Source organism: Acidobacteriota bacterium (genome assembly GCA_018001935.1).
Taxonomy (GTDB): domain Bacteria; phylum Acidobacteriota; class JAAYUB01; order JAAYUB01; family JAAYUB01; genus JAGNHB01.
Genome location: JAGNHB010000022.1, coordinates 61,340 through 78,745 on the forward strand (window position 1 = coordinate 61,340; position 17,406 = coordinate 78,745).

A 17,406-nucleotide genomic window follows, 5' to 3' on the forward strand; every position below is an offset into this window, starting at 1 on the left:
TCGAGCCGGCCGAATCTTCCCACCGGCCCTCCGGGAGATTGGATGCAGTCGAAGTTCCCGGGTTGCCGGCCCATTTCCCGAACCAGGAGGCAGTCACTTGGACCCGGTGGAACCGGATGAAATACTCCTGCGTGCTAACATCCGATAAAATTTTTCAATACTTTTAATTATAATGTCTTATATGTTGACAAACAGAAGTTGTCCATGAGATTATCATGTATACCGAAAGTGGAGGTTCTTCATGTACTCGCGTTTGCTCCCCATCACCCCGGGCATCCGGGAATCTTTCTTTCTCTGGGGGCCTCGGCAGAGCGGGAAGACAACCTTTCTGAAGCAGACGTTTCCCGATGCCCCCCGATACGACCTTTTGAACAACCGCGTCTTCACCCGGCTGCTCCATCAACCGGAGTCGCTGGGGGAGGAACTCAGGGCCTTGCCGGCCAAGCCGGAAATCGTGATCATCGACGAGGTCCAGAAACTGCCGGCCCTTCTGGACGAGGTACACCGACTCATGACAGAGCACGATCAAACCTTCGGCCTCTGCGGATCCAGCGCCCGGAAGGTTCGGCGGGGCCACGCCAACCTCCTGGGCGGTCGGGCCGTCCGGTTCGAAATGTTCGGCCTCGTTTCCCCCGAGGTGGGTCCGAAGGCCGATTGTGTGCGTTTTGTCAACCACGGCGTGCTTCCGCGTCATTTCGACCTGGCCGATCCCGGGCGGCGCCTCCGGGCCTATGTCGAAGACTACCTCCGGGAAGAGGTCCTCCAGGAGGGGCTCGTGCGTAACCTCCCGGCCTTTCACGATTTTCTGCGCGCCGCGGCGCTGAGCGACACGGAGATCGTGAACTTTGAAAACATCGCCCGGGAATGCCGGGTATCGGCCCCGACGGTCCGGGAACACTACCAGATCCTGGTGGACACGCTCCTTGGCTCTTTCGTCCCCGCTTTCTCGGATCGGGAAAAGCGGCGGGTGATCCGTGCCCCCAAATTCTATTTCAAGGACGTCGGCCCAGTGAACCACCTGGCCCGCCGGGGAAGGCTGGAACCCGGCAGTCCGCTCTTCGGCAAGGCCTTCGAGAACTGGATCGCCCACGAGCTTCACGCCCACGCGGCCTATTCCGAGCTTCACTACCCCATCCGCTACTGGCGTCTGTCCAGCGGCATCGAAGTGGATTTCATCCTGGGTGACATGGAAGCGGCGGTCGAGGTGAAAGCGACGGCCCGGGTACGCCAGGATCACTGCGCCGGCCTGGTTCACCTGGCCCGGGACCATCCCGAGGTCGGGCAACGCTTCCTCGTGTGCCTGGAGGACTACCCCCGACGGTTCGACGACGGAATCCTGGTCCTGCCCGTGTCGGAATTCCTCCGGCGCCTGTGGGGTGGAGAAATCATGTCCCGAAGCCGTGACATCGGCTGAAAACCGGCGTCCCGGGGGACGGGAGCGGTGTGAACCGGAGGGCGGCCGCCGCCTTCAGCAGATCGTGATCGAACGCGATGAAGCCGAAGGGGAGGTCATCAGGCAGGGTCCGGCGGATCTCCAGGGCGGCCCCGAGGTGCAGGGCATCCGCCGACCGGAGGGCAAGCTCCGGCGCCAGGCCATCGGCCGCCCGATGAACGTCCTCGGTCAGAGGACAACAAACCACCTCGTCATCCCAGAAAGCGAGGACCGATTGGAGCGCGGTGTGGTAATCCTCCTCGCTCAGGCGGTTTCCCCGTCTCATGCGGGCCAGCGTGACCCGGGCTTCGGTGAGGACGAGGCGGCTCGCGAAGAGCCTGAGCATACCCCGGACAATTTCCCAGGTTTCATCGGAATCGCCTTCATCGATAAACAACCGCAGGAAGGCACTGGTGTCGATATAAGCCGCGGCGACGCTCACCGGTCGCCTCTGAGCGCCGCGAGTTCATCGGCCAGGGTCGTTTCACCTGGCCGGAGGGTGACCCGGCGAGGACGGCACCGGGGGCGGAGGGGAAGGTCGGGCTCCATGTGCGGGGTAACGTCCACCACGGGCTTTCCCCGTTCCGTGATCACGACCCGCGCCCCCTCCATGACTTCCCGGATCATGTCCGAGAACTGCAGGCGAGCGGCTTTCTTGGGCCAGGTGACGGTTTTCATCGGATTGCGCATCGGGGCCTCCTGAATTCAGGTTACAACATGTACCCAAAAGTATCAACTTGAATCAGGGGTGACGCTTCACAAGTGGCAAGGGACAACATCGTGCCGTCCGTGCCGACAAACGCCAAGCAATTCTGAAAAACCTATCGCTTCCGCTCCGTGAGATCATCCGGATTCCGTTTTACGAGGCCGCAGTTGGTTTTTCAGGTGGCCAACGGAGAACACGCGTCAAGCCGGAGCGGGGCACCCTCGAAAAAGATCGACGGGTTCTCGCATTCCGAGACAATGCCTTTGGGAGGAGGTGTTCCAAAGAACTTGAACCCGGCCAGAATACTCTTCCGGATAGTCCCCCCGAAGAAATTGCAGTCGCGGAACTCCGAAGCCCGAATGAATGTGTGGTGCCAGTCAATGTTCTCGAATGTGCAACGGAAGAATCGACAACGGCGGAAGCCGTATTCCATCCCCCCCACGAATGTCGAGGATGAGAAGTCGGTATCCTCGAAGGCAACGTCCTCGAGGCTGTGGCGAAGCCGGGCCCCCCTGAAAGCGCACCGAGTGAACGTGGAATTATTGAAATAACTGGCCTTGTCGAACTGGAAGGCGTCCGCAACCAGTTCTGCAAGTGAGGATTTGACGACGATCAACACTCTCCAGAAATAAATTCGCAACCGATTTGGAAAAAATCGGTTGCGAAATGGCGTTTCTGGTCGGTTGGACGGCGACCCCGCCGCCCCCGCTACAAACATTGCATCCCTACGGGATGCTCGTAAGATCGGTCACTCGCCCAATTCGCACTTTCCTTGGGCGTCATGCACATAAAGCCGGAAATTCAGGATTTTGAGTGTCGTAACTCCTCTGTTCGTCCACCGCCCTGGAGGGCGGCGCCACTTTTTGCGACCGCATCAAGCTTGACGGTCCCGCATCCATATGAGATTACTCTGTTAAAAAAATGATCTCCCCCAATGACAAATAATGTCCCTTTCAGCCCGCGAATCCCGCGAACGAACGCGGATTGGAATCCATATAATTCAAAAGAATCATTCGTGTTATGAATTCGCGTACATTGGCGTTATTCGCGGGTCGTCTCCTTTTCGCGACTTTTTGCGGGTGCATCAAGTTTCAGCTTCCGGTAGCGGCGGATCAGATTGTTGGTGGAGCTGTCGTGGGCGAGCTTCGGCGCCGCCGGGCTCTCCAGTTCCGGGACGATGCGCTGGGCCAGCACCTTCCCCAGCTCCACGCCCCACTGGTCGAAGGGGCCGATGTCCCACACCGCGCCCTGGGTGAAGACGAGGTGCTCGTAGAGCGCCACGAGCCGTCCCAGGGTGGCGGGGTCGAGCCGCCGGGCCATGAGGAGGTTGGACGGCCGGTTGCCCGTGAAGACGCGGTGCGGAACGAGCCAGCGCGCCGTCCCCTCGGCCCGGACCTCCGCGGCGGTCTTCCCGAAGGCCAGCGCCTCGGCCTGGGCGAGGACGTTGGCGATCAGAAGATCGTGGTGGCGTCCCAGCGGGGCCAGCGGCTCGACGAAGGCGAGGAAGTCGCACGGGATCAGCCGGGTCCCCTGGTGGATCAGTTGGTAGAAGGAGTGCTGCCCGTTGGTCCCCGGCTCGCCGAAGTAGACGGGGCCGGTGTCCCAGGCGACCCGCTTCCCCGCCAGGGTCACCCCCTTGCCGCAGCTCTCCATGGTCAACTGCTGGAGGTAGGCGGGGAAGCGCTTGAGGTATTGCTCATAGGGGAGGACCGCCACGGTGGAGGCCCCGAAGAAGTTGGCGTACCACACCGAGAGGAGCCCCATCAGGACCGGGAGGTTCTTGCGGAACGGGGCGGTGCGGAAGTGCTCGTCCATCTCGTGGAACCCGGCCAGCATCGCCCGGAAGTGCTCCGGGCCCACGGCGATCATGGTGGAGAGGCCGATGGCCGAGTCCATGGAGTAGCGCCCCCCGACCCAGTCCCAGAAGCCGAACATGTTGGCGGTGTCGATGCCGAACTCCGCCACCTTCGCCGCGTTAGTGGACACGGCGACGAAGTGCTTCGCCACGGCTTTCGGGTCGCCCCCCAGCCCGCGGAGCAGCCACTCCCGGGCGCTGGCGGCATTGGTCATGGTCTCCTGGGTGGTGAAGGTCTTGGAGGAGACGATGAAGAGCGTCTCCGCCGGGTCGAGATCGTGGACCGCCTCCACGAAGTCGGTGCCGTCCACGTTGGACACGAAGCGGAACACCAGGGACCGCTCGCTGTAGTGCTTCAGCGCCTCGAAGGCCATCACCGGGCCGAGGTCCGAGCCGCCGATGCCGATGTTGACGACGTTGCGGATGCGCCGGCCCGTGTGGCCCGTCCAGGCGCCGCCGCGCACGCGCTCCGCGAAGGCGGCCAGGCGGTCCAGCACCTCGTGGACCTGGGCCACCACGTCCTGGCCCTCCACCACCAGGGACGCCCCCCTCGGCCTCCGCAGCGCCACGTGCAGGACGGAACGGTTCTCCGTGACGTTGATCCGGTCCCCCCGGAACATGGCGTCGATGCGCTCGCGCAGGCCCGACGCCTTCGCCAGGGCGACGAGGAGGTCCAGGGTCTCGTCGGTGACCCGGTTCTTGGAGTAGTCGAGGAAGAGCCCCGCGGCCTCCAGGGTCAGGCGCTCGCCCCGCTTGGGGTCGTCGGCGAAGAGCTGCCGCAGGTGGAGCTTGCGGACGGACCGGTGGTGGGCGGAGAGGGCTTTCCAGGCCTCGCGTTTCGACAGGGGGGAAGCTTTGGCTTTCATGAGGTCACTCCTGGGGGATTTGGCTTGTTTTCTTTAGGTTAACGCACACTCCCATCATAAGGCGCCCCTGGGGCGGCGTCAAGGAAAAAGTAAGCGTGCCGGCATCCCGTACGCGCGCCGAGCCGAGGCGCGCGGTGATGCCGGTGCCGATGCCTTCGGGGAGGGGCGGCCGGGATCGCGCCCTGACCCTCGATTCCGCCATATCCACGCGCCGGCCTCGGCTCGGCCGGCGTACTGTACGCGCGCCGAGCCGAGGCGCGCGGTGGGGCCGGTGCCGGTGCCTTCGGGGAGGAGCGGCCAGGATCGCGTCCTTGCCCCTTGGTTCCGCCATATCCACGCGCCGGCCTCGGCTCGGCCGGCGTACTGTACGCGCGCCGAGCCGAGGCGCGCGGTGGGGCCGGTGCCGATGCCTTGGGAGGAGCGGCCGGGATCGCGTCCTTGCCCCTTGATTCCGCCATATCCACGCGCCGGCCTCGGCTCGGCCGGCGTACTGTACGCGCGCCGAGCCGAGGCGCGCGGTGATGCCGGTGCCGATGCCTGCGGGAGGGGCGGCCGGGATCGCGCCCTTGACCCTCGATTCCGCCATGCCCACGCGCCGGCCTCGGCTCGGCCGGCGTACTGTACGCGCGCCGAGCCGAGGCGCGCGGTGGGGCCGGTGCCGGTGCCTGCGGGGAGGAGCGGCCGGGATCGCGTCCTTGCCCCTTGATTCCGCCATATCCACTCGCCGGCCTCGGCTCGGCCGGCGTACTGTACGCGCGCCGAGCCGAGGCGCGCGGTGGCGCCGGTGCCGGTGCCTTCGGGGAGGGGCGGCCAGGATCGCGTCCTTGCCCCTTGATTCCGCCATATCCACGCGCCGGCCTCGGCTCGGCCGGCGTACTGTACGCGCGCCGAGCCGAGGCGCGCGGTGGCGCCGGTGCCGTTGCCTTCGGGGAGGGGCGGCCAGGATCGCGTCCTTGCCCCTTGATCCCGCCATACCCACTCGCCGGCCTCGGCTCGGCCGGCGTACTGTACGCGCGCCGAGCCGAGGCGCGCGGTGGCGCCGGTGCCGGTGCCTGCGGGGAGGAGCGGCCAGGATCGCGTCCTTGCCCCTTGATTCCGCCATATCCACGCGCCGGCCTCGGCTCGGCCGGCGTACTGTACGCGCGCCGAGGTGAGGCGCGCGGTGGCGCCGGGGCCGGTGCCTTGGGAGGGGCGGCCGGGATCGCGCCCTTGACCCTTGATTCCGCCATGCCCACGCGCCGGCCTCGGCTCGGCCGGCGTACCGTACGCGCGGTGATGCCGGTGCCAATGCCTTTGAGGGGCTCAGGCCTTCTCCCCCTCATCCCCTTCATTTCCTTGTCCCGAATCGCCGGCCTCGGCTCGGCCGGCGTACTCCGGTGCCTCGGCTCGGCCGACGCACTTTCCAGCCCATGAGCCGTATGGCCAGTCCTGGTAGTCCGTCACCAACCCCGCCTTGACGGGGTTGTTTCGGATGTAGGCCCTGATCCTCGCGTCCTCCTCCCCGGTACGGGACCAGTGATCGAACCACTCGTTGTGCCAGAATTCCCCGTGCCTGCCCAGCAGCTTCATCGCCTGGTGACCTGTCCACCGCTTGAAGCGCGAAAGGCTGTCCATCATCGCCCCCCTCTCGGCCCCCAGCAGAGACTGGACGAACAGGTGCAAGTGATTCGGCATGACGCAGTACTCGAGAACCCGCCACTGCTCCCTTTCCTGGCGGTAACGGATCGCCTCCATGACCATTGCGGCGATGTCCGACTGCTCGAGTTCACGCCGGTCCGCATTCCGGTGAAGCCAGTCTTCCATCTCCAGAAATACCTTCCGGTGAAAGGCATCCCTGTCCCATTCTTCATGGTCCCTCAACCGCTGGGCGATCGAGTGTATGCGCTCCGCAATGTCATGGGGTACGCAGCCGGAGAGGCTGATCGTGACGAAGTATCGGCCTTCTTCCACTTCCCAGTGGGGGAGACGATGCCGGTAGAGGGTGAGGGTCCTGCCTCGGGTCACAACCACCTCCGTACGCGCGCCGAGCCGAGGCGCGCGGTGGGGCCGGTGCCGATGCCTTGGGAGGAGCGGCCAGGATCGCGCCCTTGACCCTCGATTCCGCCATGCCCATGCGCCGGCCTCGGCTCGGCCGGCGTACCGTACGCGCGCCGAGCCGAGGCGCGCGGTGGCGCCGGGGCCGGTGCCTGCGGGGAGGAGCGGCCGGGATCGCGTCCTTGCCCCTTGATTCCGCCATATCCACGCGCCGGCCTCGGATCGGCCGGCGTACCCTGTTGCCTCGGCTCGGCCGGCGTAGCTTGCTACTCCGGCTCGGCCGGCGTACGGGGAAGGTGGAGCCGGTCGAGCAAGTTCCGAATCTGCTTCTCTCGTTCCTTGAGGTGTTCCCGGTATTCGAAGGAACGCTTGGCATGGTGGATCTCCACCCGCGTGTCTCCCTCCTCCTTTTCGAGCAGCATCCGGATCAGCCGCAGATCGTCATCGTCAATCTCGATCAGCATGACACACCTCCTCTGTGCTGGAGTGCCCGAAGAACCGGATTGTTCCTGAGTTCATTCTACCAAAATGAAACCGGGTTACGGAAGACCGTACGCGCGCCGAGCCGAGGCGCGCGGTGGCGCCGGGGCCGGTGCCTGCGGGGAGGAGCGGCCGGGATCGCGTCCTTGCCCCTTGATTCCGCCATATCCACGCGCCGGCCTCGGCTCGGCCGGCGTACTGAGAAAGAGAGGGCCCGCCTTGTCAGCGGGCCCCTTGGCGTTTTTGGGTGTCAGTCGAAGATTGCTTTCGTCGAAGATCCTCTCAAGCGCTCATCACCGAACCGGCGCCGCGACGGTGCCGGCGGCCTGGGCGGGCGCCGGGGGCCACGCGGGAACCGGGGCCGGGCCCGGCACCCGGGGGCCGCCGGGGGCCGGGCCGGGGCCGCCGGACGCCGTCCCGACCAGCGTGTAGGTCTCGACCCGCTCTTTTTCCTCGAACAGGTGGGAGAGGTCGAGGGTGGGGTCCAGCGTGTGGACGTAGCGGACCTCCACCACCGTCCGGGTCTCCTGTTTCACCACCCACGGCCCCGACGCGCCGGTGTCGAGCCACCGGTGGGTCTGCTGCCGGGTGGTGGTGATCATCACCACGTTGAGGCCCTTCTCCTGGACCGACGACTCCGACCTTTCCACCGTGTGCCGGCAGCGGTGCTCGCCGGCGGAGGTCAGGACGCTTTCCACCCCCAGGTCCGAGACCGCGCCGTCGCGCAGCACGACGCCCGGGGCCTCGCCGTCCGGACGTGCCGCCTCGGTGCTCTTCGGCCCGGAGGAACGGTACTCCCGAAAACCGGACGAACGGGAGGGGCGGAAGTGGGTAACCCGACCCTCGGGCGTGACCCGGACCTGCGTCCCGACAGACTTGTCACGGAAGGCGAAGTCGTACGACACCACGGGGCCGCCGCCGTCCTCCCCCTCCACCGCGATCTTCAGGGAACCCTCGGACATGGCCCCGTCGAAGTCCCGGGTGACGACCTGGTAGGTCCACTGGTTCCCCGGCCGAAGCAGGGCGGGGGACCCCAGCTGCACCATCGGCGCCCGGGCCTCGGCGACCGCCGCGAACCCCAGGGCCAGGACACCCGCCAGGATGATGTGTTTGCCGTATTGCGTGTTCATGTTGCCTCCTTTGCCTGTCCCGGTGCTCAGTCGCAGCAGGAGAAGAGATCGACGTCCCAGCCGCTGCCGGTCCGGCAGATGGTCCCGCCGTAGGCGCAGCCCCACCACATCTCGCCCGCCGCGGAGACCCCGCTCCCCCGGAGTTTCTCGCAGCTGTAGGAACCGTAGGAGTAGGGGTAGTAGGGGTAGTTCACGCCGAAGGCGGCCGAGACGCCCAGGAAGTCGAAACCGAAGACCTCGAGGCCGACGTGGCCGCTGCCGATGACCCAGGGGCCGCCCCAGTTGAAGGTGGCCCCCAGCCGGCCCTGGATGTAGCAGCCGTACGCCCCGATCCCGGTGTTGGGGTCCTGGCCCAGCCAGGCGCTGAAGCCGACCTGCTTCGCCGGGATGTTGATGTCCACCTGGGCGGAGCTGAAGGGGTAGTTGGAAACCAGGACCGTGCCGGTGCCCACGATGTGGCCGGTGGTCTCCACTTCCAGGACCGCCTTGATGCCCAGCATCCCGGTGGCGTCGGTGACGGTCCCCGTCAGCATGATCTCCCAGTAGTCGGAGGGGGTGGTGTGATGGTAGATGCACCCCCCCGCACCGGCCAGGAAGAGCCCGGTGCTGGCCAGGGGGATCTTCATGCCGGAGGCGATGAGGCAGGCGCCGTTGAACTGACCGTTCCACCCGATGTCGAAACTGAACTCGACGGTGGCCATGGCGGGGATGCTCAGTTTCGCCCCGCCGGCGACGTGGGTCTGGTCGCAGGTGAAGTTCGCCCCGCCGAAGCTGTACCCCCCGATCTTGAACGACGGGATGGAAATGGACCCGGCCAGGACGTCCCACCCGGACCCGAGGACGCCCCCGCCCGGGTGCTTCTTCAGCTTGATGCTCCCGCCGGCGGCGCTGCCGCTCAGGAAGGACGGCATCCCGAAGGAGCCGGCGATCTCCACCTGCCCCGCCGCCGGGAACTTGACCGAGCCCCCGAAGCTGTACCCGCCGATCTTCAGGCCCGCGGTCACGGCCTGCACGGAGAGGACCGTCCCCTGGGTCGTGACCACCAGGTGCTGGAGCGAGGCGTTGAAGGCCTGGGTCAGGGCCACGCTGCCGCTGATGTCGAAGGCCCCGGACGCGCTCAGGTACACGGCGCTCCCGCTGAAGGAGAAGCCGTTGAAACTGCCGGAGAGGCCGGTGAGGTTGAAGGTGTTGACCTTCACCGCCCCGTTCGCGATGGTCAGCGAAACCTGGCCGGAGGCGGAGAGGTCAACGCTCGTCGTGTCGAGGGCCACGGTGCCGGAGACGGACGCCTGCGAACCGCTCAGGCCGGCGGTGATGTTGGAGAAGGTGACGGCCCCGACCTTCAGGTTGGAGAGGTTCCCCGCAACCTGGCCGTAGGACAGGATGGAACCGTTCTGGCGCACCCTCAGGCCGGACACGGTCAGCGCCCCGTAGCTGCCGAAGGTGAACTTGCCGGTGATCTCCACGCAGGAGAGGGCGGGGATCACCGTTCCGGTGCCCGTGACGGTGAAGTTCCCGACACCCCCGCTGAGCGTGAGGTTATTGAACGAAGCGAGGCTCCACCCGCTCGACGTCTGGTACGTGAAGGAGGCCGTCCCGCCCAGGGAGAAGGACGCCTTGGAACCGCCGATGGGGATGTTGCCGATCCCGATCGACCCGCCGATGGAAAGGGCCGTCCCGTTCCAGCCCACCGTCAGGTTCGAGAGGGTGAACCCGCCGATGGTCAGGGAGGGCAGCGTGCAGGCCACCGACCCGTAACTGTAGACCTTGCCGTCCAGGCCGATCTCCAGGCCGGTGACCGCCAGGCTCCCGTAGCCGGGGATGGTGATCGTCCCGTTCATCTTCAGCCGGGTGGGCGAGGACAGGATGGTCACGCCCCCGGACAGGGAGAAGAACGCGGACTGGAAATTCACCTGGTCGATGCTCAGGCTCTGGAAGCCGAGCCCGGAGGTCGTCACCTTGAAAACGGCCGTGGCCTGGGCGGAGAAGGAGAGCGACCCGCCGGCGAGCGGGATCCCCGAGGCCGACACCGCCGCCTTGAGGGTCAGCTGCTGGGACGTCAGCAGGAGGGAGAAGTTCTGCAGCGTGAAGCCGTTGACGGTGACCTGGGAGACGGAGGCGGCCAGGGAGCCGAACGTGTAGACGGTCCCGTCCAGCCCCATCTCGAGGCCGGTGACGCTTCCGGAGAACAGGTCGGAGAAGCTGAAGTTCCCCGAGAAGAGGAGGCGTTGGGTAACCCCGTTCCAGGACAGGGACCCGGTGAAGCTGAACCCGTTCCCGCCGAAGGAGACGTCGGACACGGCGAGTGAGACGAGCTTGAGGGTGCCCGACGAAACACTGAAGCTGGCGGTGGCGGTCGTGGAGAAGGAACAGGCGCCGCCCGCGATGCCGATGTTCCCCACGGACAGGGTCCCGCCGACGGTCAACCCGCTGCCGGTGAGGGTGATGGCAAGGTTGGAGAGGGTCGCCCCGGAGAGATTGATTTGGGGGGCGTTGTAGCTGATGGTCCCGCAGCTGACCACCTGGCCGTTGGTGTTGATCACCAGGTTGCTGACCTGGAAATTCCCGTAGCTGGGGGTCTGGAGGGTCCCGTTCAGCGTCAGCGTGCCGGGGTTGCCGGCGGAGTAGGCGGCGCCGCCCGTGAAACTCAGGTTCCCGTAGGTAGCGGAGATGCCGTTGACGCTCAGGGAGGTCAGCGTGCAGGTCCCGCCGGTGAAGCTCGCCGTCAGGCTGACCGCCCCGTTGAAGGTCCAGGCGGCGCCCAGGAGGCTCACGTTGGGAAGGGAGAGGGTCCCCTGGGCGCTGAGGCCCTGGTCGGACACGGTGACCTGGGGATTGAGGACCTTCAGTCCGCCCAGGGTCAGGATGGCCGACTGGTAGCTCCACGTCCCGTAGCTGACGACGGTGCCGTCCGGCTTGATCTTGAAGCCGGACACGGAGAAGGTCCCGAGGCTGTTGAATGTCGCCCCGCCGGTGAGGGTCAGGGTCTGGGCCGCCCCGTCCCAGGCCGCGGACCCCGTGAAGGTCATCCCCGGGCCCGCCAGGGTGACGCCGGTCAGCGCGAGCGTGGTGATGGAAGGCGAACCGCCGGCGAGGGAAGCGGTCAGGTTGACGGTACCCTTGAGTTGGAAGGAGTTCCCCAGGAGGTTCAGGTTGTCGATCTGCGCGGTGCCGTAAACCCCGAACCAGGTGTTGGAGACGATGACCTGGGGGTTGAGGATGGTCAGGCCGCCGAGAACCAGCTCGTCGCCCGTGAAGTCCCAGGAGCCGTACTGCACCACCGTACCGTCCAACTGGAGCATGAAGCCGGTCACGGTGAGGGTGCCCAGGTTGGGGATCTGGAAGGGGCCGTTGATGACCAGGCACCGGGTCGCCTCGTCCCAGGTGACGGCGCCGTTGAACAGGCCGGCATTGAGGACCGCTTTCCCCTGGCTGCCGTCCGAAACCGTCACCGAGTCGATATCGAAGCCGGTGATGTCGAGCTTGCCGCTGCGGATCCCGAGCCGGATCCCGCCGTGTCCCTCGATGGCCCAGGTCTTTCCGAAGATGGGGACGCCCCCGACCCGGAACGTCCCGCTCAGGGCGATCCACTGGCTGTCCAGGGACACCTGGAGGTTGGAGAGGGTCAGGGCCCGGAGGTGGATCTCCTGCCCCGTCCAGGTCAGGGTGCCGGCGCTGTGGATCGTCCCGTCGAGGCCCACTTCCAGGCCGGCGAGGGTAAAGGTCCCGACGCTGCCCGCCGAGAGGGTCCCGCTGATGGACAGGCGGTCGGGCGTGTTCTGAAAGAGGGCGCTGCCGCTCAGGCTGACGTCGCCCACGCCGGCCGTGATCGCGGGCGCCTCCAGCCGGGTCAGGGCCGGGGTGCCGGACGCCAGGCCGAAGGCGCCGGTGACCGTCCCGGAGAAGCCCGCGGCGGCCCCGAGAAAGCTCACACCGCTGATGGACAGGGTCCCGCCGAAGGCGATCTCCTGGCCATTCCAGGAAACCGTCACACCCGACACCGCGAGGTGACCCCACGAGAGGTTGCCGGCCGTGAACTGGGTTGTTCCGTAGCTGAGCACCTGGCCGTCCAGGGTCGCCACGAAGTCCGTGACCGACAGGGACGCCTCCACCGGGGCCCCGAACTGGGCCTGCCCGGAGAACCGGACCCGGTAGGGGTCCGGCTCGATCGACCCGCTGCCGGTGAGGAGGAACGCGCCCTTGGACACGGTGACGTCTTCGAGTTGGAGGGCGCCGAGCTTCACGGAACCGTCCGCACCCACCGTCAGGGCGAGGGTGGCGTTCAACCCCACGGAAGTCCCCGCCAGGGCCAGGTTGTCGACCCGGAGCGCCCCCCAGAGATGGAACCCCTTGCCGTCCCAGGTCGCCGTGACATTCTCCACCGTAAAGGGTCCCAGGGCCGCGGAGGGGATGCACCCCGTCACGACCGGGTGTCGGACCACCTGCACGGAACCGGAATCGACGAGCGTCGAGAGCCGGAGGGCCAGGCCGGAGAACGAAAGGGAGCCGGTGGTGCCGAAGGTGATCGAGCCGCCGAAGCGGATCTCGTCGGCCTCGGCGTCCAGGGCCTGGACCACCGCGTCCACCAGGACCGGGTCCTCGTCGCCGAGCTTGAGGTTCACACCGTTGGTGGAACTCATGAGAAGGTGGTCACCGGGCTCCAGCAGGGAGAGCCCCTTGACGAAGCTGTCCCAGATGGTGGTGGCGGCGGCCACCGTGCCGTCGTAGAGGGTCTTGTAGTCGGAAGGGGCCGCGGGGTAGTAGATGGCGAGGCCCGTGGTGCTGGGTGAACCAGGGTCCGGGAAATGGGCCAGGACGGCCCCCGCCCAGAGGGATTTCAAAGACTGGGCCGTCTGGGCGGCGGGTGCGCCGCAGCCCCCGGTGACGAGTTGGTCCAGGAGCCGGCCGAGATCGGTGAACTCGAGGCCGTCCGTTGACGCCAGCGTCGGGAGTGACGCCCGGAGGCCCCCGAGGGCGTCCGCTTGACCGCCGGCCCGCACCAGGAGCAATTTCATGGCGAGGGTGTGGATGCCGCTCCCCAGGGGGGGGAAGGCCTGCAGGTCGAGGGCGGTGGCACCCTTCGCCCCCTCGTTCGAGGCGATTTGGGCCAGCCGCACGGCGGCCTGGTCGCGATCGAGGTGATCGACGGCAATCTGGGAGAGCCAGGCCCCCAGGCCGGGCAAGGTGCCGGACGCCGGGTCCTCGAGGCCCGTCAACCGGAGGGCGCGATCCCCGAGGGCCAGGGCGTTTTCCCAGTGCAACCGGCCGGGGCCGGCCAGGCAGAGGAGGTCCAGCGGGCAACCGGACGCCAGACGCCACTGGTCGAGCACCGGGACGAGCCCCGTCCCGTCCGCCAGGTGAAGCACCTTCCCCGATTGAACGTCGTGCAGGACGCCGTCAAGGAGATTCCCCGCACCCGGGGAGGCGCCGTGGTCCGCCAGGACCAGGGCGTAACGTTCCGCCGGCCGGTTCGCCCGGGCGTATTCCAGGAAGGCCGACAGTGCCTCCGGGGTCGCCGGGTCGAGGGCGGGGACGGCCTGGGCCGTCTCGAAACGCGCCGGTTCACCCCCGACGAGGTGGTAGTAGCCCTTGAAATCCGGCTGGTCGGCCCGAACCGGGTAGTTGGTGGCCAGAAGGACATTCACCTCGTCGGAGGCCCCCTCGGAGAGTTCCCGGAAAAATCCGTCGATCGCGGGGTCGGCGGCCGAAGGGCCGGCATGGAGAACCATCACGGTCCAGGGCCGGGGACCGGCCGCCGGGGCGGCAGCCGCCCACGACGCCAGGATGGCCGCAAGCACCAGGATGACCGGACGTTTCATGAGTGTCCCGGCAGGTTTCATCGCTCCCTCCTTCAAATTGGTTTTCAGACCCGTCGGCCCAACGGGGCAGGCGGCCTCTGCGCCCCCGCCAACTGGGGATCCATCCTTATTCTGCTCTCATCTTATGGGAGTTAAATCAAAACGCAGCTGGGAAAAATCACCGAAGTAGGGAGACAAATCACCGGTCGAGGGTTCGTTTCTCCCGCCCTTTTGCAGTCAAACAGGTGACCCGGGCGTCGGCTCCAAGCCGGATCGCCTTGAAGCGGGGGAATCGTGCAACGGTGGGGCCAGGTCCGCCCATCCGGGCGGGTTCGGGCGGCGGGCACCCCATCGGTGCCCACGCGGGGACGGGTGGCGAACCGGGGGGTGAGTGCCCTCTCGCAGGGACAGTCCGGGGGGCGCGCCGCGCCGGCGACCCGGGGACGGAACGACGGCCAACCCGCGCGGTGCGCTTTCGCTAGAGGTTCCGACCCCGTTCGAAGGCCTGGCGGTTGAGCTCCTTGGCCTTGGGGGGCACGAACTCCGCCAGGACTTCCTGCCAGAGTCCCGCCGGGAAATCCAGTTCCCGGGAAAGGCGCCCCATGACGATGGTGTTGACCAGCCGCTCGTTCCCCAGTTCCCGGGCGATCTCGGCCGCGGGCACCAGCACGGCGCCGGGGAAGAGGGACTGGAGCGTCCCCGCAGGGTCATCGGGGTAGTGGGCCTGGCCCGAGGTCGCGATGGGCGGGACGATTCGCTGGGTGTTGGCGAGAACGATCCCGTCCGGCCGGATGTGGTGCAGCCAGCGGAGCGTCTCCAGGATCTCGAAGGCGCACAGGATATTCGCCTGCCCCTCTTCGATCAGCGGCGAGTGGACCTTCGGGCCGAAGCGGACGTGCGAACTCACCACGCCCCCCCGCTGGCTCATGCCGTGGACCTCGCTCTTCTTGGCGTCGAGACCGGCGCGCATGGCCAACTCGGTGATCACCTCGCTGGCCAGGATGATGCCCTGTCCCCCGACACCCACCAGCAGGATGTTACGGATGCCGTTGTTCATGGCTCACTCTCCTTTCTCGAGGGGTTGGATGGCGTTCACGGGGCAAACGGACACGCAGAGGGCGCACCCGGTGCACAAGCCTGCATTGAGCGCGGTCTTCGCCATCCCCTTGGCGGTTTTCTCCACCGAGGCCGACAGGGCCGGGCAGGCCGACTTCCGGCACTGGCCGCACCCGATGCACACGTCCGGCACCACCCGGTACTTCGGGCGCGCGACCTTCTTCGGGTAGAGGACGCAGGGCTGGTTGGTGATGATGACGGAGAGGTGGTCCGCCTCCGCCTCGCGCTTGAGGAGTTCGAAGAAGGGTTTGTGCTTGGTCGGGTCCGCCCGGAAAACGTGCTCGACGCCGACGGCGCGGCAGATGGCCTCCAGGTCCACCGCCGTGGTGGGCTGCCCCATGAGGGTGAAGCCCGTGGCCGGGTGCTGCTGGCCCCCGGTCATGGCGGTGATCCGGTTGTCGCTGATGACCACGGTGATCCCGCTCTGGTTGTAGACCGCGTCCAGGAGGCTGGTGATCCCGGAGTGGAGGAAGGTGGAGTCGCCGATGATGGCCACGAGGTTCCTGCCCGTGCCCCGGGCCTTGGCCATGCCGATGGCGGCGGAGATGGAGGCGCCCATGCAGATGCAGGTGTCCATGATGCTCACGGGCGGGATAGCGCCGAGGGTGTAGCAGCCGATGTCGCCGGTCACCGTGGCGCCGCGGAGCTTGCCGAGGGCGAGGTAGACGCCCAGGTGGGGGCAGCCGGGGCACATGGCCGGCGGGCGGGGGGTCATCTCGCCCACGTCCGGCAGAACCCGGCGCTCGGGGAGGGCGACCACGCCGGCCCGGGCGAAACCGCCCCGGACGATCTCCGGCGTGAACTCCCCGATCTCGGGGAAGAACAGCTTGCCTTCCACCGGGATGCCCATGGCGCGGATCTGCTCCTCCAGGTAGGCGTCCAGTTCCTCCACCACGAACACGCGCTGGACGGAGACGGAGAACTCACGGATCTTCTTTTTCGGCAACGGCCACGTGAGGCCCAGTTTCAGGATGCTGGCCTCCGGCAGGACCTCCTTGACGTAGGGGTAGCAGACGCCCGAGGTGATGACGCCCACGGAGGGGTCCCCCGACTCGAGCCGGTTGAGGGGCGTGGCCTCGGCGAAGGTGCGCAGCTCCTTCTCCCGGCTCGCCATCACCACGCGGCGCTGGCGGGCGTGGGAAGGGAGCATGACGAACTTCTGGCGGTCCACCTTCTCGGCGTTCCGGAGCGGGGCCTCGGTTCGCCCCGCCACGTTCACAATGCTCTTGGCGTGGGCGACGCGGGTGGTGATCCGCAGGAGGACCGGGGTGTCGAAACGCTCGCTGAGATCGAGCCCCTCGCGGACGAAGTCCTTGCACTCCTGCGAGTCGGAGGGCTCCAGCATGGGGATCTTGGCGAAGCGGGCGAACTGCCGGTTGTCCTGCTCGTTCTGGGACGAGTGCATGCCGGGGTCATCCGCCGAAACCAGGATGAACCCGCCGTTCACCCCCGTGTAGGCGAAGGTCATGAGGGGGTCCGCCGCGACGTTGACCCCCACGTGCTTCATGGCGGCCAGGGTCCGGGCGCCGCCGATGGACGACCCCGCGGCCACCTCGAAGGCCACCTTCTCGTTGGGCGACCACTGGGACTGAATCTCGGGGTAGTGGGACAGGTTCTCGAGGATCTCCGTGCTCGGCGTGCCGGGGTAAGCGGCCCCGACACGGACACCGGCCTCCCACGCGCCCCGGGCGATGGCTTCGTCGCCCGACAGCAACTTCTTTTCCATGAATTACCTCCGTCTCTCAGGTTGGCTGCAGGTTGCATTCAGAAAGGCATTTTACCAGAATTCCGGGTCGCGAACAATCAATCCGAAAGAGCTTCTCGCAGGGCGGAGAAAAAGAGGAAGGAAAGGACCAAAGGACCAAAACGACCTAAAGGACTTAAAGGACAGAGAGGGCAGCCGGGCGAGGCAAGGGGGGCCGGCGGGGCGGGTCGAGGGGGCGGTGACGCGGGGCGAGGGGGCGGCGGCACGGGGCGAGGGGGCGACGG

The 17,406-nt window shown here is 66.9% G+C and carries 11 protein-coding genes; 1 reads left to right on the forward strand and 10 read right to left on the reverse strand.

Going from position 1 to position 17,406, the window contains the following annotated elements; all coding sequences use genetic code 11:
* The first annotated feature begins 241 nt into the window (after positions 1-241).
* Positions 242-1,414: an ATP-binding protein gene (locus tag KA419_10430; GenBank protein ID MBP7866355.1), complete on the forward strand. Its 1,173-nt coding sequence runs from the start codon at positions 242-244 to the stop codon at positions 1,412-1,414.
* Here KA419_10430 and KA419_10435 read toward each other — a convergent pair.
* The 10 genes from KA419_10435 to iorA all read right to left on the reverse strand — a co-directional run bounded on the left by KA419_10435 (position 1,386) and on the right by iorA (position 17,143).
* Complete coding sequence (locus KA419_10435) at positions 1,386-1,874, reverse strand: type II toxin-antitoxin system VapC family toxin (GenBank protein ID MBP7866356.1); 489 nt, start codon at positions 1,872-1,874, stop codon at positions 1,386-1,388. The two genes, KA419_10430 and KA419_10435, sit on opposite strands and share 29 nt — an antisense overlap.
* Entirely contained in the window at positions 1,871-2,122 is a 252-nt protein-coding gene (locus tag KA419_10440) for a type II toxin-antitoxin system prevent-host-death family antitoxin (GenBank protein ID MBP7866357.1), read from the reverse strand. Before KA419_10440 ends, KA419_10435 begins: the two co-directional genes overlap by 4 nt.
* A gap of 191 nt (positions 2,123-2,313) precedes the next feature.
* Positions 2,314-2,754, reverse strand: a complete 441-nt coding sequence (locus KA419_10445) for a hypothetical protein (GenBank protein ID MBP7866358.1) — start codon at positions 2,752-2,754, stop codon at positions 2,314-2,316.
* 425 nt (positions 2,755-3,179) lie between these two features.
* Positions 3,180-4,859: a glucose-6-phosphate isomerase gene (gene pgi, locus KA419_10450; GenBank protein MBP7866359.1), complete on the reverse strand. Its 1,680-nt coding sequence runs from the start codon at positions 4,857-4,859 to the stop codon at positions 3,180-3,182.
* A gap of 1,302 nt (positions 4,860-6,161) precedes the next feature.
* Positions 6,162-6,863 (reverse strand): transposase, encoded by a 702-nt coding sequence (locus KA419_10455; protein ID MBP7866360.1) that lies wholly within the window; start codon positions 6,861-6,863, stop codon positions 6,162-6,164.
* A 296-nt stretch (positions 6,864-7,159) separates the two neighbouring features.
* The gene (locus KA419_10460; protein MBP7866361.1) at positions 7,160-7,357 is read right to left on the reverse strand and encodes a hypothetical protein; all 198 of its coding nucleotides are present in this window, start codon (positions 7,355-7,357) and stop codon (positions 7,160-7,162) included.
* 309 nt (positions 7,358-7,666) lie between these two features.
* Positions 7,667-8,503 (reverse strand): hypothetical protein, encoded by an 837-nt coding sequence (locus KA419_10465; protein ID MBP7866362.1) that lies wholly within the window; start codon positions 8,501-8,503, stop codon positions 7,667-7,669.
* 26 nt (positions 8,504-8,529) lie between these two features.
* Positions 8,530-14,343: a hypothetical protein gene (locus KA419_10470; GenBank protein ID MBP7866363.1), complete on the reverse strand. Its 5,814-nt coding sequence runs from the start codon at positions 14,341-14,343 to the stop codon at positions 8,530-8,532.
* A 436-nt stretch (positions 14,344-14,779) separates the two neighbouring features.
* On the reverse strand, positions 14,780-15,358 hold the full coding sequence (locus KA419_10475) for an indolepyruvate oxidoreductase subunit beta (protein MBP7866364.1): 579 nt from the start codon (positions 15,356-15,358) through the stop codon (positions 14,780-14,782).
* A 3-nt stretch (positions 15,359-15,361) separates the two neighbouring features.
* The gene (gene iorA / locus KA419_10480; GenBank protein ID MBP7866365.1) at positions 15,362-17,143 is read right to left on the reverse strand and encodes an indolepyruvate ferredoxin oxidoreductase subunit alpha; all 1,782 of its coding nucleotides are present in this window, start codon (positions 17,141-17,143) and stop codon (positions 15,362-15,364) included.
* Positions 17,144-17,406: the final 263 nt, after the last annotated feature.